Raw genomic sequence first — 25,404 nt, 5'->3', positions numbered from 1 at the left:
ACCTCGCTCTACCCTTTTACATCCTACTTACGATCGTGAACTCCTTATCTGTGGAGGTGCCATGGAGCGCATCAAGTTGTTGCAGGAACTCGTCATCAAGAATCAGAGCAAGATCCTCTTCTGGGTGTTCGACGGCATCGGGGGATTGCCACACCCGGAGACGGGAAAAACCGAGCTGGAGACGGCGAATATCCCGGCGATCGATGCCTTTGCGCGCTCGGCCAGCTGTGGCGGGCTGGTGCCCCACGGTGCCGGGGTAACTCCCGGGAGCGGTCCGGGGCATCTCTCGCTTTTTGGTTACCCGCTGGACCAGTTTGACCTGCCGCGCGGCGTGCTCGAGGTGCTCGGCGCAGAAGATGTCTTCCACGGTGGTGAGCTGGTACAGGGCGTCGAGATTCAGGCCGGAGACCTGGCCATGCGTGGGAACTTCGCAACTCTGGAGCACCGCGGAGATAAAGCGGTCATCTCCGATCGCCGGGCCAACAAAATCGCCACCCCCGAGAGCCGGCGAGTGTGTGAGTTGTTGAGTCGGGAGCTCTCGGTGGAGGGCTACGAGGTCTATGTGTACCCGGGCAAGGAGCACCGCTTTGCGCTGCTCTTGCGTGGACCGGGCCTGGTCGGCGGCCTTAGTGACGCTGACCCCCAGAAGAGCGGGGTGCCGCCGAAGCCGGTGGAGGCCGAGCATCCGGAGGCCGAGCGCTCCGCCGCGCTCGTCAACGAGATCATCGCTCAGGCGACTCGCATCCTGGCCGACGAGCCCGAGGCCAACACCGTGTTGCTGCGGGGCATCGGTGCAGCGCCAAAGATCCCCACGTTGGAAGAACTCTACGGCATTAAGGCCGCCGCCATCGCGACCTACCCGATGTACAAGGGCATCGCGCGTCTGGTGGGGATGGATGTGCTCGACGTCGGCTCGATGGAGCACGCCGATGAGGTCAAGGCGCTGGAAGAGGCCTTTGACGACTACGACTTCTTCTACCTGCACATCAAAGAGACCGACGGCTATGCCCACGTCTTTGATTTCGATGGCAAGGTCGGGGTGTTTGAGTCCTGTGACCCGCTTTTTAAGAAGGTGACCGAGATGGGCTTTGATGTGATCGCGCTCACCGGTGACCACTGCACGCCGGCGGTGCTGGGCGATCACTCCTGGCACCCGATCCCCACGGCGTTGTGGTCGAAGACGGTGCTCGGTGGCGGCGTGGAGGCGTTTAGCGAGCGCGAGGTGTTGCGTGGCACCATGGGGCTGCGGGCGTCGCGCGACCTCCTGCCGCTGGCGCTGGCCGAGGCTCGTCGTTTCAATAAGTTCGGAGCCTGAGACTCAAAAGGGGGGGAGGGCGGAGCTCGCTCGCCCGATCCCCCTTCTTGTGCCCCACGGAGTAAGGCCGAAACACGACCCGCTGGCAGGCCTCAGGGGCTCGGCAGGGCCTTCGCGCATCAAACGAGACACTCTGGCGCTGTCGATGTCCTTCGCGTCTGCTTGTGGGCTCTCCTGGAGAGAACGGCGATGCTTTCGCGCATTGAGAGGGGCCCCGGTAAGGCCCCTCTCAATGCGTCTTTGGGCTCTTTAGACTGGCGAGTCTGCGCGTGTCGGGGCTTTGCCCTCATGGAGGAGGGAGAAGGGGAGTTAGCCGCGGGCCGGGTTCAGGCCTGCTTGCGGATCGCGTCGGGCTGATCGTTGACCGTCTTGATGCCGAAGGTGCTCCGGGCCACGCTTTCCAGCGTTTCGAAGAATTTCAGACGCTCGAGGATCGGGTTCAGCCACCCGCAGGTGATGCAGTAGTAGGTGTCGTAAGGCGCGGTGTGGTGAAAATCGTGGTTCGTCGGCGTCAGGATCAGGTTGAAACGCTGCAGCAGGCGGATGTAGGCGGGCGGGTCGCTCATGTGCGCCCACTTGTGGAACTGGTTGGTCATGAACACGCCGCAGGTGAAAGTCACCGAGCAGGCGAGCACGAGCAGCTGCCAGATCTGCGTGGGATCGGTGAAAAAGAGGGCGATCGGGATCATGTAAAGCGCCAGCACGATCGAGTTGTTGCCGTTGACCGTCACGTAGTCGTGCTCGCAGATACCCTGGGGGTGGGTGTGATGATCGCGGAAGGGCTTGACGAATCGCTCGCCAAGAATAGGCGTGTCTTCGCTGCCGAAGGTGTCCCCCATCCAGTGCACAAAGCCCGAGGCAAAGTCAGCCCCGACGTAGCCGAGCGCCGCGGTCAGGGGCACCAGCCAGGCGGCGGTCTGCCAGCCCAGCACCGAGAGCCCGTGGAAGGCTCTCATGCTGATGATCACGACCAGCCCGAAGAAGCTCAGGATGGCCACGATTTCCAGGAGGCGATGAAGGGGGGAGTAGTCAAAGTCACGACTGAGGAACGACTTAAACATCGAGGACATCATACAGCTCTACTTCAAAGGGGAGATACAACAGGTCGCATTGCGCGACCGGGATCGGAGAGGGGGACGCCGATCGAAGTGTCGGCTCGCCATACCCGGGGCGATGGGTGAGCCTACCTGCGGTTGACGGAGGTCCTGGCAGTGGTGAGATTGCTGCCACCGACACGACACAGAAACTGTCAACATTGGTGACCGCGAAATTTAAGGAATGGCGGCATGGAAATCAAGGCACGCGCACGCAAAGTCTTGGCGCCAGTGATGCCCTTTTTTACGTTTATTGGCGAGGCCGCGCGTGAATGGAGCGACGACAACGCCCTGCGTTTGGCGGCGGCGCTGGCGTTTTATTCAGTTTTTTCGATGGCGCCCCTCCTGGTGATCGGCATCGCGGTGGCGGGGCTGGCGTTCGGGGAGGCCGCCGTGCAGGGGCAGGTCGTCGGGGAGCTGGAGGAATTTGTGGGGCTCGATGCCGCCGAGTTCATCGAGGAGATGCTGCGCGGGGTGCGGATCAACGACTCGGGCTTGATGCCGATGCTCGTCAGTCTGGGCACGATGGTCTTTGGGGCGCTGGCGATCTTTGCCGCGCTGCAGGACACCCTCAACATGATCTGGCGGGTGCAATCCGATCCCGACAAGGGAATCCTCTACACGATCAAGCGCCGGCTTTTTGCCTTCTCGATGGTGCTTTTTTTTGGCGTGCTGCTGATGGGCTCGCTGCTGGTCGGCTCGGTCATCGCCGTGGTGGAGAGTTCTTTTGCGGATCTGGTCACCACCCCGCTGTGGATCTGGCGGGTGGGGGATAGCCTGGTCTGGCTGATCTTTTTCACGGCGGTGTTTGGCTCGATGTACAAGGTGTTGCCCGACGTGCAGATGGCCTGGCGCGATGTCTGGGTGGGCGCGGCGATGACCTCGATCCTCTTCGGGGTGGGCAAGTTTGGCATCAGCACGTATCTGGCCCGCTCGGGGGTGGGTTCCATTTTTGGGGCGGCGGGCACACTCGCGGTGATTCTGACCTGGATCTACTACTCCTGGGTTATCGTGCTCTTTGGGGCGGAGCTCACCCAGGTGTGGGCTCGGCGCATTGGCTCGGGGATTGCGCCCGGGGAGGGGGCGGTGGTTCGGCCCAAGTACGATATTGAGGATCCACGCCATCAGGTCATGGGCGATCAGACGCCGGGCTCCGGGTGACTAGATTCAGGGGGAGGAGATGACACCGGGTTGTCTCCCTGAAGATGCCCGCAGAGCGCTGAGAGTGCGCAGGGGGCGAGGATGGAGCGAGCACCGTGGTGGCTTTCGATACCGGTTGCGCTGGGGTTGGTTTGTCTGACCGGGCTTGTGGTGGTGTGGCAGGAGGTACGCACCTCCGCGCTGCAATCCGCCCTGGGCGCGCAGCTGGCCTCCGGGGTGGTGACCTCGCCGGCGGTGGCGTTGAGTGAGCGTCCGCCGGCGCTTTCGGCGCCCGGTGGTCCCTGGGATCAGGCCCGCGGGTATGCCGGGCATCTCAAGCGGGCCGAACGCCTGGAGAGTCTGGGATTCAAGGTGGTTGCCGCGGCTCGACCGACTCTGGTGACCCAGCGCTGGGCTCACCGCGCTTGGACTTATCCGATCTATGAACTCCGGCCGCAGGCCGGGCTCCATATCGATGATCGCGTCGGGCGCACGCTGGAGGCCTGGCGTTTCCCTCATGTCATCTGGGAGACGCCCCCGCAGCTGGCCCGCGACGCGGCGATCGTGCTCGAGAATCGGGCGCTCGATAACCGTGCGCATGCGTACACCAACCCGGCGGTGGATTGGACCCGGCTGGGGGTGGCCACGCTGAGCCAGGTGCGCGCCCGTGTCGATTCGGGACATCGCGCCATCGGTGGCTCCACGCTGGCGGTGCAGATGGAGAAGTTTCGCCACTCGCCAGGTGGGCGTACCCACTCGACCTCCGAGAAGGCCCGGCAGACCCTGACCGCCTGGTTGCGCGCCTACAGCCACGGGCGCGACGCTCAGAGCTGGTCGCAGCAGCTGGTCACCGACTGGCTCAATTCTGTGCCGCTGGGGCACCGCGCAGGCTACGGGCCGATCCAGGGCGTCGCCGAAGGGATGTGGGCCTGGTACGGGCGCAGCCTTAATGAGGTGGAGTGGGCCCTCTACGGCGACGCCAGCGACGCCCAGCGCGCCCAAATCCAACGCGAACTTCTCTCGCTGATACTCGCCCAGCAACGCCCGGCGCGCTACCTCCCCCGGGGGCTGGAGCGCCTGGAGAGTCGCGTCGATGGCCTGGTCGATGACCTTGTGGCAGCGGGGAAGATGCCCCGCGAGCAGGGCTACATCATCGCCTCGCGAACGCTCACCCTGGCCGAGAGCCCCCGGCGCCTTCCCGTGGCGCGGGGTGATACACATTTGGCCGGGCTTTCCGCGCGTCGCTGGAGTGCGATCAGCGGGGAGGACCAATCCTCGATGCGAACGCGCGATGCCCGGGTGCAGACGACCTTTGACGCCGAACTCCAGCAGGCCCTGGAGCGCGAACTGGGGGAGCGCTCCTGGCCCTCGCGGGTGAGTGTCGCGGTCTATGCCCACGCACCGGGGCGCCTGGAGCCGCGGGCCATCGTCGACACCGATCCCCGCGCCGTCGATCTGGCTACCGAAGGGCGCCTGGATCTCGGATCCACCGCCAAGTTACGGGTGCTGATCTCCTACCTTAACGCCGTGGAGCAGGCGTATCGCGAGATGCGTGATCGGGGCAGGGCGTCCACCACCGACCCTCTGGGGCGCTTTGTCGCCCGGGAGCTTCAAAAGAACCCCGAGCTGGGGCTCGATGAGCTCTTGCAACGCGCGCTGCAACGTCGGGTCTCCGCCGACCCGGATCAGGTCTTTTATACCGGCGGCGGCCCTCATGAGTTTCAAAACGTGAACCCCGGCCATAACACCCGCACCTTTAACGTGGCCTCGGCCTTTGTGGCCTCGGCCAACCTCCCCTTTGTGCGCGTGATGGAGGAGCTGGTGGCCTTTCATGCGCATCGTCTCTTTGATGCTCCCATCGACGCGGTGCTGGCCGGCGATCATCCGGAGTACGAGGCGTTGCGCGATCAGCATCTGGAGATGGCCGCGGCGCGCCTGGTGCGCGAGGCCTATTTCCGCCACCACGGCAAGACCCCCGATGCGATGGTTGCCCTGGCCCTGGACGGTCTGGATGCCACGCCCGAGCGCTGCGCGCGCCTGCGGCTCGCACTTCTCCCCGGAGCCCACTCGCCGCCTCCGGCGGCGCTGCGGGCCCGCTGCGGGGCGGACCCCGGCCCGGACGCCAGCCCCGATGGGTGGGATGCGCAGGACCCGCTGGAGCTGGCGGCCATCGCCGCCCTGACCCAGGCCCCCGATGCCTCGCTCTCCGAGGTGATGCTCGCGACCCGAGAGGCCCGGGCCCGCCAGATCGACTGGATCGACGCCCACACCAGCGCGCTCGAGACGCGCCGCGGCATCACCTACGCCATGGAAGCCCGCGTCTTTGAACTGTTGCGAGAGCAATGGGCCCTGGCCGGCTACCCCTTTGAGCGTCTGACCCCCTCGCTGGCCACCGCGCTGGGAAGCTCCGGGGATCGGCCGGCGGCGCTGGCGCGCCTGGTGGCGGCGGTGCGCGCCGGCGGGGTCGTGCCTGAGCTGCGGATGATTGAGAGCGCACGCCTCTATGAGCAGACCCCGTATGAGACCTGGTTTCGCGCCGCCGGTGGCCCGGCCCAACGCGCGTTTAGCCCCGAGGTCGCCCGGGCGGTGGAGGCGCTGCTGATTCGGGTGGCCGAGCGCGGTACGGGGCACGCCTCGGAGGGGCCCTGGAGCGTCGACGGAGAGCGCTGGGAGGTGGGGGGAAAGACCGGCACCAGCGAGCATCTGCTGCATATTCGCGATCGTGCCGGCCGCGTGATCGAGCGTCGGCCCATGGCGCGTTCCGGGACCTGGGTCTTTTTTGCCGGTCCCTGTCTCATCGGCAGCGTCGTGATCTTCGAGCAGGGGGCGTCCGCCGCGGAGCATCACTTTCACGGGGGAGACGCCGCCGAACTTAGTCGGGCGATCTGGCGAGCCCTGGAGTCCACGGAATCGGGAAGTACCTTTTGTGAAGGTCTGGACGAATAAGAACGAGGGCATTAGTGTTGCAACAGAATCCGGCGACACCTCCGTCGCCAACCCTGGAGCGTTTGCATGCCTTTGAACCTGCGCATTGAGACTCTGATCGGCCCGCTGCTGGTCGCGATCTTTACGATCGCGCTGGGTGTGCCCTGTCTCTGTGCGCCGGCTGAGGCCAGCGAACCTGTCAGCTCCGAGGCCGAACACGCCGAGACCTCCTGTGACTGCTCGCACGGTGATGAGCCCGAGGAGGAGCAGAGCTGCTGCTGCGGTTGTGATGCGGTCGATTCGGCGCCGGATGTACCGCTGACCGCTGAAAACTCGGCGGCCATGGCGGCCGGCGACCTGCGCCTGGAGCGCACCGGCACCCCGCTGGTGTTGGAACTCCCCGAGCCCGGACACCTGGCTGCGGCTGGGGTTTCCCCCGGGCCGGTGTTTGCGAGCGCGGGGCTGGACCGCGCCCCTCCCCACGGCTCCCTTCCGGAGCATCCCCAACCGACCTACCTCCGAGTGCAGACGCTGCGCATCTGATGTCGCGCGCCTTTGATGAGGCGCGCGCTCTGTAGAGCGCCCACCGTCCAACTCGTCCTGTGTTCCCAATGAACGCGCGATGCTGAGTCAGGGTCAGACGTGCACCCACGTCTCAGACCGGTATCGCGAGGATTGGGCCCCTGTCTGGGCCCGAGAGGTGTTGCAATGGCAACCGATTCTCGGCGCACCTGGCTGGCGACGGCATCATGGATGAGCGCGCTCGGGCTGACAGTATGTCTGTCTCTCCCGCTTGCCGCTCAGGAGCTTGAGGAAGCTTCGCTCTCCATGGCCGCGCTGGACCAGCGCGCGCTCGAATTACATCCTGAAGTGCGCGCAGCCGGGCTGCGCGCTGATGAAGCTGCGATCTCCGCCGATGTGGAAGAGGGGCGCTGGCCGGAGCCTCGTGTCGAGTACATGGCTGAGATCAGTACGCCCTGGGCCAGCCATATGACCACCAGTCATATGGTCACGCTGATGCAAACGCTGCCCTGGGCGGCTACTCGTAAGGCGCAGGCGGCCCCGGCGCTGGCCCGGGAACGCGGCGCTCGCGCCGAGGAACGGGCGGCGGCTCACGGCGCCCTGCGCGATCTGCGCGTGGAACTGGTGAACATCGCCCGCACCACCGAGATGATCCGCCTGCTCGAGGAGGAGCAGGCGCTGGTGTCGGATGTCCTCCAGGTGCTCGAGACCACGCTGGCGACCACCGAGCGAGAGCACTCCGATCTCTACCGCCTGCGCCTGGCCGAAGAAAACCTCGTCGACCAACGTCGCGAACAAGAAGGCCTGCTCGCCGGATCTCGCGGTCGACTGGCCCAATTGCTGGGGCAGGCGCCCGAGGATATCTCGCTTGAAAACGTGGCGTCGATCCTGACCTGGTCGCCGGAGCTTCCCTCGCGCGAGCAGTTGCGCGCGATGATCGAAGAGGGGGCCCCGGCGCTGGCGATCTTCGAGGCGCAGGCCTCGGCGGCCCGGGCTCAGGAAGAACTCAGCGAACGCCAGCTGCGTCCGCCCCCGCAGGTGATGCTCGGCTACGCCAATATGCCGCCGATGTTTGCGCACGACGCTCCGCGCCACGACGCAATTCGGGTGGGGTTCTCGATCGCGCTGCCGGTCTGGGGCGGACGCTACTCCGCAGAGGCCCGGCGCTGGCAGGCCGCGGCGCAAGCCGCCGGGGAGTCTCAGGCGCAGCGCCTGCGTGAACTCCTCTCCCGGATGGAGTCGGCGCGGGCACGGGTGGAGCAGGCCGACGCGCGCCTGGATGCCTTTGAGGCGGAGCTTGTCCCGCTGGCCGAAGCGCTCAGCGAGCAGGTGCTCATCGGCGTGGAGACTGGCGAGCGCAGCGTGACCGACTATCTGGGCGCGGTGCGCGAAGAGCGGACGCTACATACTCGCCGTCTTGGACTCCAGGCGGAGCGTGCCACCCAACTTCTCGAACTTCAGTATTTGAGCGGAGGGCTCTTTGCCGTCCGCAGCCCGTGGGCGTATCCGCCCGCGATGCGAGGTCAGTGATGGATGACAGAATGAAACGATGGGGGGTGGCGCTGGGCTGCCTGGCGCTGCTTGGGGGCGGGGCTTGCCGCGGCGATAGCGCCGAGGGTGAGCATGGCGATCACGCCCATGCTAGCGAGCAGGGCGCTCAGGACGAGGCCCAGGAGTACGTCTGTCCGATGCACCCCCAGGTGCGTCAGGACGGACCGGGAACCTGCCCGATCTGCTTTATGGATCTGGTGCCCAGTGGCTCTGATGGCGGCGATAGTGACATCCCCTCGGTACGCCTCTCCGAGGGCTCCCGACGTCTGGCTCAGGTCGCCAATGCCAACGTGGAGGCCGGGGCACTGGTCGATACCTTCGAGGTGTTTGGGAAGATCGAGGTCAGTGAGAAATCCGAGGTCGACTTAAGCGCCTGGGTCGGCGGCCGCATTGAGCGCCTCTACGTCAACGCCCGTGGCGAAGAGGTCAAACGCGGGCAGCGCATCGCCCGGATCTACTCGCCACAGCTCTTGACCGCCCAGCAGACGCTCTTGCAGGCGCGGCGCAATCTGGAGGCGGCTCAGGCCTCGGGCAGCGTGCCGCGTGAGCGTGCCGCTCAGGCCTCGTTCGCCGCGGTGCGCGAAGAACTGCGCCTGCTCGGCATGGGGGCGCGCCAGATCGACGCCGTTTTGAGTGAGGGCAGTGCCCGCAAGACGGTCGATGTCTTCGCTACGGCCAGTGGAACCGTACGAGAGCGCCTGGTCTCGGTCGGTGATTACGTGACCACGGGGGAGCCCCTGGTGTCATTGGCGGCGCTCGACACAGTCTGGGCTCAGCTGGAGATCTTTGAGCAGGACATCTCGCGGGTCAGTGTGGGGCAGCCAGCCAACGTGCGGATTCCGGCGCTGGGCGACCACATCGTGGAGGCCCGTGTCGACTTTTTGGCGCCCGAGATCGAGCCGGAGCGTCGCGTGATGCTTGCCAGGGTTGCCCTCCCCAACGACGAGGGACGACTTCGTCCGGGCATGTACCTGAGCGCGGAGCTGGAGCGGCGCGTCGGTGATGAACACCTGCTCTCCATTCCGCGTGAGGCCGTGCTCTGGACCGGTTCGCGCTCGATGGTCTATCGCTGGGATACCTCGCTGGAGCCGCCGGCCTATGTGCCCGAACGCATTGAGATTGGCGAGCGCCTGGGCGATCGCGTGATCGTCCGCGACGGCCTCAAGGCCGGCGACGTCGTCGCTGCCCGGGGGGCCTTCCGAATCGACGCCTCGCTCCAGATCAAGGGCGGGCCGTCGATGATGAGCGAACTCACCGACACCTCCCCGGTGGAGGTCGCCCCCGAGGGCACTCGCTTTGACCCGGCCGTCGACGCCGAACGCCTGCCCGAAGGCGTATGGTTCTGCGACATGGGTACCACGCACTACGCGCAGCACGGCTCCGGAGAGTGCCCGGTCTGCGGGATGTTCCTGGTGGAGAAGACAGGCGATGAAGACGCGCCGACCGAAGATGCGACGCACGATCATGAGCATCATCATGATCACGAGCCCACCTCCCCGGTGGAGGTCGTCCCCGAGGGCACGCGCTTTGATCCGGCCATCGACCCCGAACGCCTGCCCGAGGGCGCGTGGTTCTGCGACATGGGCACCACGCACTACGCGCAGCACGCCTCTGGCGAGTGCCCGGTCTGCGGGATGTCCCTGGTAGAGAAGACGGGCGGCGATAGCGCGTCAGCCAAAGAGGCGAATCACGGCCACAACCACGAGCAAAGCGAGGGGCATCATGGCCATTGAGTCCTCGAATTCGACGTGGACAGCGCGCCTGATTGAGGGTGCGCTTCGTCAGCGCCTCATCGTGGTGTTGCTCACGCTGGCGGTCATCGTCTGGGGCGTCTTTGTCTCACCGATCGATGTGGGCTGGGAAGGGGAGGGCGATCCGGTACCGGTCGATGCCATTCCGGACCTGGGTGAGAACCAGCAGATTGTGTTCACCGAGTGGCCCGGCCGCTCCCCTCAAGACATCGAAGATCAGATCACCTACCCGCTCACCACCGCGTTGCTGGGGGTCCCCGGGGTGGAGACGATTCGCAGCTCCAGCATGTTTGGGTTCTCCTCCATTTACGTGATCTTTGAGGAGGACGCCGAGTACTACTGGACGCGAGCGCGCCTGGTCGAGCGATTGGCCAGCCTGCCCGGGGGGCTGCTCCCCGAGGGCGTCGCGCCGCAGCTGGGGCCCGATGCCACGGCCCTGGGCCAGGTCTTCTGGTACACGCTGGAGGGGCGCACCCCCGAGGGAGAGCCGGCCGGCGGATGGAGTTTAGAGGAGCTGCGCACGCTTCAAGACTTTACCGTGCGCTACGCCCTCTCCAGCGCGCCCGGCGTGGCTGAGGTGGCCTCGATTGGCGGGCATGTACGGGAGTATCAGGTCGAGGTCGATCCGGCCCGGCTTCGCGCCTACGACGTCACGCTGGCTCAGGTGGCCAACGCGGTGCGCCAGTCCAACTCCGAGGTCGGCGCGCGCACCACCGAGATCAACGGCGTGGAGTACCTTATCCGGGGCGTGGGATACGTTGAGAACCTCGAAGATATCGAAGCGGCGCCGGTCGTCACCCGCGACTCGGTTACGGTGACCGTCGGCGAGGTCGCCCGGGTGACCAGCGGGCCCGGCATTCGCCGCGGGGCGCTGACCCGCGGCGGTGTCGAGGCGGTCGGCGGCGTGGTCACCGCCCGCTACGGCGCCAACCCCAAGCAGGTCGTGGACCAGGTGAAAGCGTCCATCGATGAGGTGCAGCGCGCGCTTCCGCGACGCACGCTCGAAGACGGCACCGTCTCTCAGGTCACGATCGTGCCTTTCTACGACCGCTCCGAGCTCATTGAACGCACTCTGGGAACGTTGAGCCTGGCGCTTTATCAGCAGATCCTGATCACGGTTCTGGTGGTCATGTTGATGATGCTGCATCTGCGTGCCGGGTTGCTCGTTTCCTCGCTCTTGCCGCTGGCAGTGCTGATGACCTTTGTGGCCATGAAGTACACCGGCGTAGATGCCAACGTGGTGGCGCTGGCCGGCATCGCGATCGCCATCGGTACGATGGTGGATATGGGCATCGTGATGACCGAGAACATCGCTCAGCATCTCGATGACGCTCCCGAAGGCGAGGACCGTCTGCGCGTGATCGGACGCGGGGCCTCGGAGGTGGCGCCGGCCATTCTTACCGCGATCACGACCACCGTGGTGAGCTTCCTGCCGGTATTCATGCTCACCGGCCAGGAGGGCAAGCTCTTTACGCCGCTGGCGTTCACCAAGACCTACGCGTTGGTGGCCAGCCTGATCATCGCGCTCTTTGTAATTCCGACAGCGGCCAGCTGGGTGTTGGGCGTGCGCGCGCGCTCGCTACGCTCGCGCTTTATTCTCGGGCTGGCGGCCGCCGTCGGCGCGCTGGCCGTGGCCATCTGGGCGCATGTGGGCGTGGGGCTGGCGCTGCTCCTCTCGGCGCTGGCCTGGCTCGTCGACGATATGCTCGACGCCAAAAAGGTCTGGCGAGATACCCGGGAGCACCGCTGGGCGCGCCGTGCGCTGCGTTGGGCGGGGCTGGTGGCTGTGGTGGTCGTGGTGAGCTGGCTTCTGGCCACGTCCTGGATGCCCCTGGGAGCCGGGAAGGGGATGGCTCCCAACCTGATTGTGGTGCTGGCCGTGGTCGGCTGGGTGTTGGGTTCCTTTATGCTCTTTCGGGTGGCCTACCCCACGATGCTGCGTTGGATCCTGGCGCATAAGGGCCTTTTCCTGGCGCTGCCGGCGATGGTGGTGGTGCTGGGGCTGACGATCTGGTTGGGATTTGCCGCGACCTTTGGCTGGCTGCCCGATGGGGCGCAGCGCAGCGCGCCCGGTCAGTGGATGCATCACGCGTTTCCCGGATTGGAGCGCGAGTTCATGCCCGACCTCGATGAGGGCACCTTTCTCTACATGCCCTCGACCATGCCGCATGGCTCACTTGGCGAGGCTCGCGACATGCTCCAGAGCCTGGACCTGCTCTTTGAGACGGTGCCTGAGGTGGAGTACTCGGTGGGCAAGCTCGGACGTGCCGAGAGCGCGCTGGACCCGGCGCCGGTGGCGATGGTCGAGACGATCATCGAGTACAAGCCCGAGTATCGCCTCGATGCTCAGGGGCGGCGCCTGCGCTTTAAGGTCGACGGCCAGGGCGAGTTTGTGCGCGATGAGCAGGGAGAACTGATCGAAGACCCCGATGGGCGTCCCTTCCGGCAGTGGCGCGATGAGATCCGGCGTCCCGAAGATATCTGGGACGAACTTGTGGACGTCGCCCGGCACGTGCCCGGGTTGACCACGGCCCCCTTGCTCCAACCGATCAGCACTCGCCTGGTGATGTTGCAAAGTGGCATTCGCGCGCCGATGGCGGTGCGACTTCAGGGCGATGAACTCGAAGATCTGGCCGACGCGGCGCTCAAGATTCAGGAGATTCTGCGCGAGCACCCCCTGGTCAACCAGGGCGCCGTCAACGCCGACCGCCCGGTGGGCAAACCCTACCTGGTGATTGAGCCCGAACGGCGCGAACTCACCCGCTACGGCGTTTCCATGGAGGCGTTTCAGCAGGTCGTCGAGGCCGCCATCGGCGGGGCCAGCGTGGGGCAGACGGTCGAGGGGCGAGAGCGCTTCGCGATGCGGGTGCGCTACCCTCGTGAGTTGAGGGACGATCCGCAGACCATCTCCCGGATTCTGGTCGCCACGCCCTCCGGCGCACAGGTGCCGCTGGGGCAGCTTGCCAGCATTCGCTATGAGCGCGGTCCGGAGATGATCCGCAGTGAGAACTCAGCGCTGGTGGCCTATGTCATGTTCGACGCCGCCGAAGGTACCAGTGAGGTCAGTGTGGTTGAGAGCGTGCGGGCTCGCCTCGACGATTTGCAGGCCTCCGGTGAGCTGGAGCTCGCCGAAGGCGTGCGTCTGAGCTTCGCCGGCAGTTATGAGAACTCGTTGCGTGCCGAGGCGCGTCTCCGCATCCTGGTGCCGCTGATTCTGTTGATCATCGCGCTCTTGATCTACCTGCAGTTTCGTTCTCTGTGGACGGCGCTGACCATCTTCAGCGGCATCGCCGTGGCCTTTGGGGGCGGGTTTATGCTGATCTGGCTCTACGGTCAGAGCTGGTTTTTGGACGTGTCGATCTTCGGGGCGTCGCTGCGCGAGATCTTCCAGATCGAGCCCATGAACCTGAGTGTGGCCGTGTGGGTGGGCTTTATCGCGCTCTTTGGTATCGCCGCCGACGACGGTGTGGTCATGGCGACCTACCTCAAGCAGCGTTTTGATGAGGGTAAGAGTGGCACCGTCGACGAGGTGCGCGAGCGTGTGGTGGAGGCCGGGCTGCGTCGCATTCGTCCCTGCCTGATGACCACGGCCACCACGGTTCTGGCGTTGCTCCCGGTACTCACCAGCTATGGGACCGGCGCCGATGTCATGATTCCCATGGCGGTGCCGGCCGTGGGCGGCATGACGATCGCGCTCTTGACGCTCTTTGTGGTCCCGACGCTCTACTGTGCGGTTGAAGAGGGTCGCTTGCGTCTGCAAGACCTGAACGCAGCGCCGGAAGACGGCGACGTGGTTCCGGCCTCGATGAGTGTCGAAGATGAGCTGACGGACTGAGTTTAGGCTCAGTGTGTGGCCCCCCCGCGCCGCGTCAGCGGCGCGGGGTTAGCGACAGGTGTCGGCAGCCAGCCAGCGTTCCAGGCGAGGGCCGATCATGCGTGGAGCCTGGCGGAGTTCGTCGAGGGTGGCGGAGCCGGTGAGCGCCATCGTGGTGCGCAGCGCCGAGGTGCAGTGCGCGCCGAAGGCGCGCGCGCCTTCGGCGCCCTCATGGTAGCAAGCACGCAACCAGGGCAACGCCATCCCGGCGATGTCGGCGCCCAGCGCAATGGCCCGGGCGGCATCGTAGCCGGTGCGCAACCCGCCGGAGCCGATCACCTGCAAATCACGCCGCCGGGCGTACACGATCGACGCCGCCGTCGGCACTCCCCAGTCCCAAAAAAGTTCTCCCAGGGTTTGCTGATCGGCGGGCGCGCGCATCGCTTCGACCCCGATCCAGGTGGTGCCGCCGGCGCCGGAGGTGTCGACGGTGCCCACTCCGATCTTCTGCAGTGTGTTGAGGGTCCCCGGGGAGAGCCCGCACCCGGTCTCTTTGGCGATGACCGGCACCGAGAGCTCTTCGACAAGGCGAGCGATGGCGTCGATGCACCCACGGAAATCGCGATCGCCTTCGGGCTGAATCAACTCCTGGCCCGGGTTCAGATGCACGCAGAGCGCGTCGGCGCCGATGCTTCCCACCAGATCTTCGACTTCGTCGGTGGACATGGCCGCGACCTGTACGGCGCCGATGTTGCCCAGCAGGCAGATGTCCGGGGCAACGTCGCGTACCTGGTAGGTGCTGAGCAGCGCGCGGTCGCGGGCCATGGCCCGTTGGCTTCCGACGCCAAAGGCCAGCCCCATCTCCTGGGCGACCAGTGCCAGCTCGCGGTTGATGCGCTCGGCCTCCGGCGCTCCGCCGGTCATCCCGGTGATCAGCAGCGGGGCCTGAAGCTGCCGCCCGAGAAACTCCACGCTCAGATCGATGGCGTCGACGTCGACCTCGGGCAGCGAGCTATGAAAGAGCTCCACGGCGTCAAGCAGGTTGGTCTTGGCGCGCGCCTCCACGTCCTGGTCGGCACAGAGCTCCAGGTGGTCGCGTTTTCGGTCGGAGATCGTCGGGGTGCTCATACGTCGCTCGCTATCAGAGTCAGGGGACGCCGGGTGGGGGGAGATGGGGCAGGGGGCGTCCCACGGCCAGAGTTGGGGCAAACCTGCACCGCCGCCCCGAAGTTGTCCAGTCACCCCGATGGTGGATTGCTGTGATTGACGCTTCGCGGGCCCGCTCCCTATACTCCGGCCCATTCGGGGACAGGAGTTCAGGCTCCCCCGATGGTATGAAGTTTCCCGGCGCCCTCTCTGCCCGCGTGGCAGGCCGGCGCCGATTCGTTTTCCCGCCACGCAGCGCGCAGGTCCTCGCTTTGGAACGCCCCCTCCTCTTTGGCAAATACACGCTGCTGGAGCGCGTCAGTGTTGGGGGGATGGCCGAAGTCTTTCGCGCCAAACCCCTGGGCGCTCCCGACCCCAACCGTTACTTTGCGCTCAAGCGCATCCTGCCGCATCTGGCCGAAGACGAAGACTTCATCAAGATGTTCGTCGATGAGGCCCGGCTCACCGTCCAGCTGCGCCACCCCAACGTGGTGCAGAACTACGAGCTGGGGAAGTTCCAGTCGAGCTTCTACATCCTGATGGAGTTTGTGGCCGGTCAGGACCTGCTCGCACTGCAAAAGCTGGTGCGCCGTCAGAATACGATCCTCTCGGTGGATATGGCCTGTCATATTCTCCACGAGATCGCGCGCGGTCTGGATTACGTGCACCGCAAGACCGACGAGAACGGAAACCCGCTCAACATCATTCACCGGGATATCAGCCCCCAGAACGTGCTGGTGAGCTGGGACGGGCAGGTCAAGGTCATCGACTTTGGTATCGCCAAGGCCGCCTCGCAGAGCACGCGCACCCAGGTGGGCGTGCTCAAGGGGAAGTTCGGCTACATGAGCCCGGAGCAGGTTCGCGGGCAGAGCATCGACCACCGCAGTGACATCTTTGCGATGGGGACGTTGTTCTGGGAACTTTTGACCAATCAGCGGCTCTTCCGCGGCGAAGGGCAGTTTGAAACTCTGAAGCTGATTCGCGACCCGCAGATCGAGTCGCCGCGGGTGTACAACCCGAAGATTCCGGCAGAGGTCGAGGCGATCGTGCTGCGGGCGTTGGCTGGTGAGCGCGAGGAGCGTTACCAGTGGGCCTCGGAGTTGGCCGACGACCTGGCGGGCTATCTGACGCAGCTCAAGCCCCCGTATCATCGCTCGCAGCTGACCACCTGGATGCGTAGCGCTTTTGCCGAAGATTATGACGACGAGAAGCTCAAGCGCGAGATCTACCGCAAGGTGAACTCCGCCGATGATGTGCGCCGTCTCTTCGCTGAGTCCTACGGCCCGGGCGGCGATGATAGTGACGCGGAGCTGGGGGAAGCCACCCAGATCTGGGATGTTGATGAGGCCCCGGAGGAAGACGTCGACATCGATGCCTTTGTGGCCAACCACACCGTGGTGCAGGCCGGGGGGCTCGATTTTGCCGATGCTGATCTCTGGGCCGAGGCCCCCGATACCATCGATGAGACTCGCGACGACGTGGAAGCACGCATCGGTGAAGCACTGGCCGCCGAAGGTACCGGTCAGACGGCGGCCTCACCGACACCGCAGCGGGCAGGGCGCTTTGAGGCGGAAGCCACCGACGTGACCGGTGTGGCCAATCCACAACGGGCGCTGGCGGCGATTCAGAGCACCCACACCCGGGAGGCCCCCGGGCTTCAGGCGCCGCCACCGCCGGCGGCCAGCACCGGGCTCGATGCCGGCACACGGCGCCGCATTGTTCTGGCCTTTGTCAGCGTGCTTCTCGTTGCCGGGCTGGGCTCGGCCGCGCTCTACATGCTGCTGCAGCAACCGGCCGAGGTAGCGGCGCCGGCCACGGCCACGCTGCAGATCCAGGCCCGGCCGGCTCAGGGGGTATCGATCTGGATCGACGGTGTCGAACGAGCTCAGGGGGCGCCGGCCATCCTTGGAGACCTGGCCGCCGGAACCTACGCGGTGGAGGTGCGGCATCCGGAGCATGAGCCCTGGATCTCGAGCGTAGAGCTTGAGCCGGGCGCATCCACGGAGCTGCTGGCGGATCTCAGTGCCGAGGTCGAAGTCACACTCTCCTGGCCGGCGCTCGAAGGCGTGCAGGTCTTTGTGGATGGTCAGCCTGTGAGCACCCGCGAGCGCACTGAGGCGACCCTGGCGCTGGCCCGCGGGCGTCGACTCCTGGAGGCCATTGCGCCCGGGTACCGACCTTTTAGCCGCTACGTGGGGCTGGAAGTCGGCGGTGATGCGACCTTTGCCCTGGAGTTGGAGCCCGCCGATCGTCTGCTCATCGCCGGCGAGAGCGCCGACGAGGTCATGCTCAACGGGCGCTCCTACGGAACGCCCCCGGTCGTGCTCACCGATCTTAATCCCCGGCGCATCTATCAGTTGAAATGGGGCGCATTTGAGAGCGCGATCGGATTTCCCGAAATGGGGCTGGGGACCCTGGAGCAGGACTCCATTGGCGAGCTCCCGGTGCGCAGCGAAGAAGACTTCGGCTGGCTCAGCGTGAGCAGCGGTGAAGACTGGTGGGAGCTCTACCTCAACGGCGTACCCACCGGCCTGGTCACCCCGATCGAAGGTGACGGGCGCATTCCGGTGGCCGCCGGGGCGTATACCCTGAGCTTCCGCCGTGGCGATCGTCAGGTGGATTTCGGGATTGAGGTTTTGGCCGGGGAGGGGACGGGATTTCGACGCGATATTCGCTTCGAGCCCTGAGTCCTCGGAGCGCCTACAGCCAGGGCTTAGCCGAGCCGGGGGGCGGGGTTTCGACGCGATATTCGCTTCGAGCCCCGACGCTCCCCGGAGCGTCTACAGGTAGGGCTTAGCCGACTTCATCGGCAGCGATGCCGTACTTGGTCATCAGCTTGCGGAAGTACTTGCGGTCGATATCCGCCTCGCGCGCGGCCTGGCTGATGTTGCCCCCGTGGCGGGTGAGGAGCTCGGTGATGTAGTCGCGCTCAAACGAGGAAATCCACTGCTCTTTGGCCTCTTTAAAGGGCTGGTCCTTGAGCTCGGATTTGGCCGGGATTTGCGTCCACTGATCGCCTTCACCGAGCGGCCCGGAGTCGATCTGACGGGGACGTTGCCCGGCGATGTAATCGGGGAGGTCGGCCAGCTGAAGCATGTCGGTTTCGGCAAAGGAGCAGGCCCGCTCAATGGCGTTGGCCAGCTCTCGCACATTACCAGGCCATTCATAGGCCATCAGCGCGGCCAGCGCTTCGGGCTGCACACTTGTGAGCCGGCGCTCGCCATCAAAGTCCAGGTTGCAGTCGAGCACGTTGAGGAAATGCTCCACCAGCAGCGGGATGTCCACGCTGCGCTCACGCAACGCCGGCAGAAAGAGCCGCACCACGCTCAGGCGGTAGAAGAGGTCCTCGCGAAAACGCCCCTCGCGCACTTCATCTTCGAGACTGCGGTTGGTCGCGGCGACCACACGCACGTTGATGGGGATGGGTTTGTTGGAGCCGACCCGGCGCACCTCGCGTTGCTCCAGCACACGCAGGAGCTTGGGCTGCAGGTCGATGGAGAGTTCCCCCAGCTCGTCGAGGAAGATCGTGCCGCCCTGGGCCATCTCAAAGAGGCCCTTACGCGTCATGATCGCGCCGGTGAAGCTGCCCTTTTCGTGACCGAAGAGCTCGCTCTCAATCAGGCTTTCGGGCACTGCACCGCAATCAAAGACGATGAAAGGTTTGTCTTTGCGCGGGCTCATCTGGTGGATGGTCTGCGCGACAACCTCTTTGCCCGTGCCGGTTTCCCCCTCAATGACCACGGTGGCGGCGGTGGGGGCGATTTTGGAGAGGATGTCGAAGATTTCGCGCATCTTCACCGAGCGGCCCACGATGTTGCCCAGGCGCTCGGTGCGCGAGGGCTCCACGGCCACTTCTTCGTCAATGGGGCGAAAGCGGATGTTGGTGTTGCCCACGCATAGGATGACGTTTGGCGAGAGGAAGGCCTCCCGAATACGTACCCCGTTGATGTGAGTGCCGTTGGTCGAGTTCTGATCGACCACAATGTAGTGGTCATCTTCCTGGACAATGCGGCAGTGGTTTCGACTGACGGTCTCGTCGTCGAGCACGATGTCATTGTCTTCCAGAGCGCCGATTTTGATGACGTTCTGGTCGAAGAAGAGCTCTTGTTCCTGCTCGCTGCCCGGATTGACGATGAGCTGGGCGCGGCGGATGTGCACCGTTTTCGGAGCGCCGTTGAGGTAGGCGATCTTGGTGGGCTGCGACTGGTCTGAATAGGGCTCGTAGGGCGCCATGGGGCCTCGACACGGGCTGCAAGGATGCGTGTCCCTGGCCCAATACCGGGGAGCACGTTGACGAAATGGTCGAGAGGGCTTCAACTCGGCGCCAGGCGCCGCGCTTTTCATCGTTCAGGGGCAGGAAACGAGTGGCCGGAACCACCAAAATGCGTCACAATGACGGCCCGATCCATGGCCCTGAATATGAAGTAGGCATGATAGAAACCGGCGAGAAATTTGGCAAGTATACCCTGCTGGAGCGACTGGCAGTGGGGGGGATGGCCGAGATTTTTAAGGCCCGCACCGACGGTGTCGACGGATTCGCGAAGCTCCTGGCGATCAAGCGCCTGCATCGTCAGTTTTCTGAGGATAGCGAATTTGCCTCCATGCTCATCGATGAAGCCAAGCTGGTGGTTCAGCTCAGCCACGGCAACATCGGGCAAATTTTTGATCTGGGGGTGGTCAACGGCCGCTACTTCATCGCCATGGAGTTTATTGACGGCCTCGATCTCCACGTGTTGTGCGAACGGGTGGAACGCCAGCACCGCCGTCTGCCCACGGAGATCGCCGTCCATGTGGCCATCCAGCTTGCGGATGCGTTGCATTACGCGCACACCAAGCTCGGCCCGGACCGCCGGCCCCTGGAGTTGGTTCACCGCGACGTTTCGCCGCAAAATGTCATGCTCAGCGTCGACGGCGAAGTCAAGCTGGTGGACTTTGGCATCGCCAAGGCCCGCATGCGCGCGGAGCAGACTCAGGCCGGCATCATCAAGGGCAAGTTCTACTACATGAGCCCGGAGCAGGCGCTGGGCCACCACATTGACGGGCGAACCGACGTGTACGCGCTCGGGATGCTTCTCTATGAAGTGCTCGCCGGCGCGCACCCCTTTGATAGCGTTCCCGACGGCGAACTTCTCCGGGCGGTGCGCCAGGCCGACTTTCCGCCGATTGAACAGGTCGTTCCCGAACTCTCACCAGGGCTGGCCGGGGTGATTCGGCGAGCGCTGATGCGCAATGTGGAGCTGCGTTACGAGAGCGCGCTGGCGATGAAACGCGAGCTCGTCGAGGTGGCCCGGGCGGAGCTTTTGCCGGTGGGGCGCCCGGAACTCGCCGAATTTGTGCGTGCCTATCTGCAGACGCATCTGCCGGAAGAGACGCGGGCGGCGGGCTTTGAGGCGATGCAGCGCTCGGAGTTTGAGGCGAGCCAGCACAGCGTGATTTTTGATGCCGCGCGGGCGGATGAATCCTCGGATTTTGAGGAGGATCAGCACACCCAGATCTTCATGCGTGACGAGCCGGCGGTCGATGATTTGGATGCCGATGCCGCCACGGCGATGGTGGATTGGGCCGATCACGATGAGGTTGAGACTCAGGAGAAGGTTCCGGCGCGGCCGGTTCCGGGGCCGGCGCTCAGGTCTGCGTACCAGGAGGCGAGTGCCCACGAGATGCCGACGCGCGAGGCTCAGGCGCCGGTGGGGCTTCGGGCGCCGGCCGCGGTGCCCACGGCGGCGAATCCGGCCGTGGGCTTTGGCGCTTCGTTGCGGGACCTGCCTGCGCAAACGCCGCGCCCCGGGGTAAAGACGCCCGGGGAGTTGCCGGCGGTGGGACGCACTCAGCCGGGAGTGCGTGTGACGTCTGCGATCTGGTCGCGCGTTGAGCGCCTGATGCGCACACGTCCCTATCTCGTCGGGGTTGTCCTGGCCTTCGTAGCGCTCCTCGTCGTGGGGCTGGCTGGCTGGGTGATGTGGGGAGATGACCTGCGCGCGGGCGCCGCGGCTCCGGTCGTCGAACAGGCGCCGGCAGCGTCGACTCACACCAACCTGATGGTCTCTACAGAGCCGGCCAACGCCCGGGTCTATCTCGACGACACCTTTGTGGGCGCCACGCCCACCACCCTCAAGGAGTTGAGGGTGGGGCGCGGGTACGCATTGCGTTTTGAGCGCGACGGCTACGACGTCAAAGAACTCCAGCTCGTAGCCGAAGCTCAGATGCATCCGCTGGTCATGCAGCTTGAGGCGCTGGGAGGGATCCTCCAGATCGCGACGTCGCCGCCCGGTGCAAAGGTCTATGTGAATGGCGAACTTCTGGGCGAGTCTCCCGTGACGGCCATGGGGCTCTCACGCGAGATGGAACACAAAGTCTACGCCGAGTTGGAGGATGCGTCTCCACAAGAGCAGACCCTCCGCTGGGAGGAAGACGACCCGCGAGTGCAAGAGGTGCATCTGAGCTTCGATGTACAAGCCTCCGCCAAAGCAAAGCCCACTACATCCACGTCGAAGAGGAGCAGCCGGCGCTCCTCCTCACGCCGGAGCGCCTCGCCGAAGCCCTCGAAGTCCGGTGCATCCAACACCGCTGAGGCGCTGAATATCTGGGAGCTGGGCGAGACGGCGCAGGCCTCGGAGCAGGGAACACTCAGTGTGCGCGTGGATAATGTGGACGATGCTCGCATCTATATCGACGGCGCGCTCGTCGCCGAGAGCGCTCGGCTCAGTGATCATCGCCTGGACGCCGGGAGCTACGAAGTGCGTGTGTATTTCACGAGCTTTAAGCGCTACTCCGAGACCCGAACCGTGGCGGTGCGCGCCGGGCAGGGCAGTCAGCTGGTGTTTCGCCCCTGATGGGTGAGGTTGTTGCCCTTGCGCTCCCCTGATGTAGTCTGAACCCGCTCGGGCTCTGGGTCAGTCTGTCAGACTGGCTGAGCGCCTGAGGCAGCCCGCGATCTTCCAGGACCCCAGGAGTACCGTCATGAGTGAGAGAACCCCTGCCGACCGCCGCAGCTCTGTGCGTGTGCGCAGTCTGCTTCCCTGTCAGATTGATCCCGTTGAGCAGGACCGAATCGAAGCGCTGGAGGCGCGTATTCTGGACCTGGCGGTGCTGGAAAGCGACAGCGTGATGAACGATGCGCTGGATTGGCGCGATCATGCCGAGGATCTTTCCCGAGAAATGATCTTCGTGCTCAATGAACTGCGAGCGATGCGTCAGCAAATCACCGAGATGCAGCGACTGATTGAGACACATAATCAGGCCGGGCTGGCCTCGCGCTGGGTGGAACTCAACGATCAGGGGCTGTGGCTAGCCGGCGATGAGGACCAGCCTCGCTGGGAGGTCGGTGACCTGGCGGAGATTCGCGTTCAGATCCCCAGCCTGCATAGCCCGGAGATTCTGGCCCTTGGCGAGGTGGTTCGGGTGGACGAGGCCCCCGAGCGAGCCGGTGCGGCCTTTGCCTTTCGGGCTATTTCGCAACCGCATCAGCAGGCGATCGCGCGCTATGCGCTCCGACGGGAGCGTCAGCTGGCTCGCAGTAAACGCCAGCGCTTTATGATCTAAGTGCCTGATTCGAACATGGAATCTCTGCACCGAATTCACTACACTCGGCGCATCTGATCGTGTTTGCTGATGAACCGTTTTCCAAGGCGCAAGCCCATGAACCTGGCGACCTCTTCGTATTCTTCTCTTCTGCGCACGCTCGTGGTCGGCGCGTTCTGTGTGATGGCAGCCTCCTGTGGGCGCACCGCCATCGGTCAGCATTGTCAGACCGATGATCAGTGTCCCGAGGGCGGGCAGTGCGTTGGCAGCATCTGTGTCGGTGACGATATCCCGGATGCCGATGGCGACGACGCTGATGTGACGCCAATCGCCTGTGAGAGTGACCTCGATTGCGGCAGCGGGGTCTGCGAGGCCGATTCAGCGGACTCGGACACCTGTGAGCGCGCGGTGTGCGACCTGGAAGTGGGCGTATGTGTGAACATCGCCTGCGAGCTTTCCTGCGACGAGGGCAGCGTGCAGCTCGGATGCCGCTGCGTGCCGGAGGTCTGCGAGTCGGATGCGCAATGCGACGGGCTCATCTGTGACGAGGGGCAGTGCCGCGGATGTTTGCTCAACGATGAGTGCGGCACCAACGAGTTGTGCCAGGCCGGCGAGTGTGTGGCTGGTCCTGAATGCAACGAGGATTTGGATTGTCGTCCCTCCGAAATCTGTGTGGAAGAGAGCTGCGTGGAGCGGCCCGAGTGCACCTTTGGTGATGACTGCGGCCCTCAGGAGCAGTGCATTGCCGGGGTCTGCCAGTTCACTCCGGAGTGCAGCACCGATGATGACTGCGGCCCTCGCGCCGAGTGTGTGGGCGAGGTCTGCCAGGAGCGCCTCTGTCGGGGCAACGACACCTGCGAGGAAGGGCAGCTCTGTGACATGGGGCAGTGCATTGACCCGCCGCTTACCCACTCTTGCATCATGATTACCGGCGGCCGGCTCATTGCCCCCAATGAGCGCATTGCCCTGGAGGCGTTTGCCCTGGATGAAGACGGCAATGGCGTGGCGGCGAGTTTCATCTGGTCGTCCACCAACAGCGCTGTGGCGGCGATCGATGGCAACTACCTGGTCGGTGGTACCGGCGCTGGCACCACCGAAGTTAGTGCCGTGCTCGCTGGCGGGGACCCGATTCAGTGCAACGGGAGGTCGACGTTTACCAACAGTGGGTTGGTGCCCGGAGATGTGATCCGGGTTGTTGCATTGGATATGGAAACCGGGCGTCCGCTCAGCGGCGCCCAGGTGGAGATCGGGGACCAGCAAGCCACCACCGATGACGAGGGCCTGGCGCTCTTTGAGCGCGTCGAAGGTGCCTATGAAGTCTCGGTGTTTCATCCCGCGTACAACTACCTCACGGTGCAGGGAGTCGAGGCGCGCGACATCCGCCTTCCCGTCTCGCCACGCTCGGGTAGCGGGCCTGCGGCCGGCTTTACCGGCTCCTTTGATCTCAGCCAGCTGAACACGTCGGGAGATATTAATGTGGGGCTGGCGGGAGCGAGCGTCGCCGGTGATTTGCTGGACCTGGACCTGACCCGGCTGTTGGGCGACACCTTCACGACTCGGATTGAGATCCCGGGGATGGGCGGCGCGGACGTGCCTTTGCCCGGTGGTCTGGTGGCTTACGGCCGCCTCGGAGGCCTGCAGATCGACGCGAAGCAGACTTACTACGTGCAGGGCGCCGCCGGTGCGCGCCTTGCCTGGGGACTGGCGGGCAGGGTCCCCTTCAGAGATCTGCTCAGCGTGTTCACATCGCCTCCCGAAAACGTGAACCAGGCAATCGGGGTGTTGCTGCCCCTCTTTAGCCGCTTTGATCACGCTCAGCAGCCGATGCTGATGGCGGCGCTTCCCCGGGCGCTCGATGTTTCGGATATCAACAACAACGGTGATACCGATGAGTGGCTGCCCGATTACCGGAATTTTCCAGAAGAGGACCTGGCGCCTTCGGTGCGCCAGCGTCTGTCGACGGCGGTGAACATCTCGAACTTCCCGCAGTTGGGTAGCGATGCGGCGTCAGTGGCCGTTCTGGTCGGCGGCGTGCAACTCGATGGTCCGGGCTTTGTGCCGCTGGGCATCAGTGCGACCACCGACGAGGATGAAGACGGCCGCCCGGACCCGCGTACGCTCTTTATGGCGCCGCCTTATGGCACCACCGTCGGTGGCCGCTACGCGTTGCTCGCGCTGGCGTTTAGCGCCGAGGGCAATACGCTGGCGACCGACTTCTCGGCGGCGTTGTGGAATGGGCAGTCGCTGGGCACGACCACCCGGCTGGGAACCTTCCCGGGAGCCTCAACGCTCAGCGCCAACCGTGGTCAGCGCACGCTGTCGATTGACGCCGACGCCGGACCGATCTATCGGGTGCGCATGGTCGGCGAGGAGCGCAGTTGGGACGTCTGGGCGATGGGCCCCCAGGGGGATAACAGCGCGTTTAGCCATAGCGTTGTGATTCCGCCGGTGCGTCCTGGTGGCCCCGACTTCTTCACCCGCGGGACTGTGATTGTTGACGCGATACGTACGACAGTAACGATCAACGATCTGGTGCGCTCCAGCGGTGTGGGACTTCGCCGCGCTGGCCTTGTGACCTCGAGCTTTAACCGAACGACCCTCCAGCAGTAGCCCGTTGACGCGCGG

At 64.9% G+C, this 25,404-nt stretch carries 14 protein-coding genes; 11 read left to right on the top strand and 3 right to left on the bottom strand.

The window, feature by feature from the left end:
- Nucleotides 1-61: 61 nt before the first annotated feature.
- Nucleotides 62-1,315, top strand: a complete 1,254-nt coding sequence (locus DL240_RS06470; protein WP_111729052.1) for an alkaline phosphatase family protein — start codon at nucleotides 62-64, stop codon at nucleotides 1,313-1,315.
- A 326-nt stretch (nucleotides 1,316-1,641) separates the two neighbouring features.
- On the opposite strand, the gene DL240_RS06465 is transcribed toward DL240_RS06470, so the two are convergent.
- Complete coding sequence (locus DL240_RS06465; protein ID WP_158542399.1) at nucleotides 1,642-2,376, bottom strand: fatty acid desaturase CarF family protein; 735 nt, start codon at nucleotides 2,374-2,376, stop codon at nucleotides 1,642-1,644.
- A gap of 225 nt (nucleotides 2,377-2,601) precedes the next feature.
- On the opposite strand from DL240_RS06465, the gene DL240_RS06460 reads away from it, so the two are divergent.
- The 6 genes from DL240_RS06460 to DL240_RS06435 all read left to right on the top strand — a co-directional run bounded on the left by DL240_RS06460 (nucleotide 2,602) and on the right by DL240_RS06435 (nucleotide 14,133).
- Nucleotides 2,602-3,570: a YihY/virulence factor BrkB family protein gene (locus DL240_RS06460; protein ID WP_111729050.1), complete on the top strand. Its 969-nt coding sequence runs from the start codon at nucleotides 2,602-2,604 to the stop codon at nucleotides 3,568-3,570.
- 81 nt (nucleotides 3,571-3,651) lie between these two features.
- Complete coding sequence (locus DL240_RS06455) at nucleotides 3,652-6,495, top strand: transglycosylase domain-containing protein (RefSeq protein WP_111729049.1); 2,844 nt, start codon at nucleotides 3,652-3,654, stop codon at nucleotides 6,493-6,495.
- Nucleotides 6,496-6,561: 66 nt separating this feature from the next.
- The gene (locus tag DL240_RS06450) at nucleotides 6,562-7,017 is read left to right on the top strand and encodes a hypothetical protein (RefSeq protein ID WP_111729048.1); all 456 of its coding nucleotides are present in this window, start codon (nucleotides 6,562-6,564) and stop codon (nucleotides 7,015-7,017) included.
- 165 nt (nucleotides 7,018-7,182) lie between these two features.
- The gene (locus tag DL240_RS06445; RefSeq protein WP_146618143.1) at nucleotides 7,183-8,526 is read left to right on the top strand and encodes a TolC family protein; all 1,344 of its coding nucleotides are present in this window, start codon (nucleotides 7,183-7,185) and stop codon (nucleotides 8,524-8,526) included.
- Between the two features lie 11 nt (nucleotides 8,527-8,537).
- On the top strand, nucleotides 8,538-10,280 hold the full coding sequence (locus DL240_RS06440) for an efflux RND transporter periplasmic adaptor subunit (protein ID WP_158542398.1): 1,743 nt from the start codon (nucleotides 8,538-8,540) through the stop codon (nucleotides 10,278-10,280).
- Nucleotides 10,270-14,133: an efflux RND transporter permease subunit gene (locus tag DL240_RS06435; RefSeq protein WP_111729045.1), complete on the top strand. Its 3,864-nt coding sequence runs from the start codon at nucleotides 10,270-10,272 to the stop codon at nucleotides 14,131-14,133. The genes DL240_RS06440 and DL240_RS06435 overlap by 11 nt, the downstream gene beginning before the upstream one ends.
- 48 nt (nucleotides 14,134-14,181) lie before the next feature.
- Here DL240_RS06435 and fni read toward each other — a convergent pair whose 3' ends face one another.
- Nucleotides 14,182-15,240: a type 2 isopentenyl-diphosphate Delta-isomerase gene (gene fni, locus DL240_RS06430; RefSeq protein ID WP_111729044.1), complete on the bottom strand. Its 1,059-nt coding sequence runs from the start codon at nucleotides 15,238-15,240 to the stop codon at nucleotides 14,182-14,184.
- A 290-nt stretch (nucleotides 15,241-15,530) separates the two neighbouring features.
- On the opposite strand from fni, the gene DL240_RS06425 reads away from it, so the two are divergent.
- The gene (locus tag DL240_RS06425) at nucleotides 15,531-17,945 is read left to right on the top strand and encodes a serine/threonine-protein kinase (protein WP_158542397.1); all 2,415 of its coding nucleotides are present in this window, start codon (nucleotides 15,531-15,533) and stop codon (nucleotides 17,943-17,945) included.
- A 106-nt stretch (nucleotides 17,946-18,051) separates the two neighbouring features.
- On the opposite strand, the gene DL240_RS06420 is transcribed toward DL240_RS06425, so the two are convergent.
- Nucleotides 18,052-19,491, bottom strand: coding sequence for a sigma 54-interacting transcriptional regulator (locus DL240_RS06420; protein ID WP_111729042.1), 1,440 nt, complete (start codon nucleotides 19,489-19,491; stop codon nucleotides 18,052-18,054).
- A 197-nt stretch (nucleotides 19,492-19,688) separates the two neighbouring features.
- On the opposite strand from DL240_RS06420, the gene DL240_RS06415 reads away from it, so the two are divergent.
- The 3 genes from DL240_RS06415 to DL240_RS06405 all read left to right on the top strand — a co-directional run bounded on the left by DL240_RS06415 (nucleotide 19,689) and on the right by DL240_RS06405 (nucleotide 25,389).
- Nucleotides 19,689-22,091, top strand: coding sequence for a serine/threonine-protein kinase (locus DL240_RS06415; protein WP_158542396.1), 2,403 nt, complete (start codon nucleotides 19,689-19,691; stop codon nucleotides 22,089-22,091).
- A gap of 127 nt (nucleotides 22,092-22,218) precedes the next feature.
- Entirely contained in the window at nucleotides 22,219-22,800 is a 582-nt protein-coding gene (locus DL240_RS06410) for a hypothetical protein (protein ID WP_111729040.1), read from the top strand.
- Nucleotides 22,801-22,896: 96 nt separating this feature from the next.
- Nucleotides 22,897-25,389, top strand: coding sequence for a hypothetical protein (locus DL240_RS06405; RefSeq protein ID WP_111729039.1), 2,493 nt, complete (start codon nucleotides 22,897-22,899; stop codon nucleotides 25,387-25,389).
- The last annotated feature ends 15 nt before the right edge of the window (nucleotides 25,390-25,404 follow it).

This window comes from Lujinxingia litoralis (assembly GCF_003260125.1).
Taxonomy (GTDB): domain Bacteria; phylum Myxococcota_A; class Bradymonadia; order Bradymonadales; family Bradymonadaceae; genus Lujinxingia; species Lujinxingia litoralis.
This window is presented reverse-complemented; position numbering and strand designations above follow the sequence as displayed.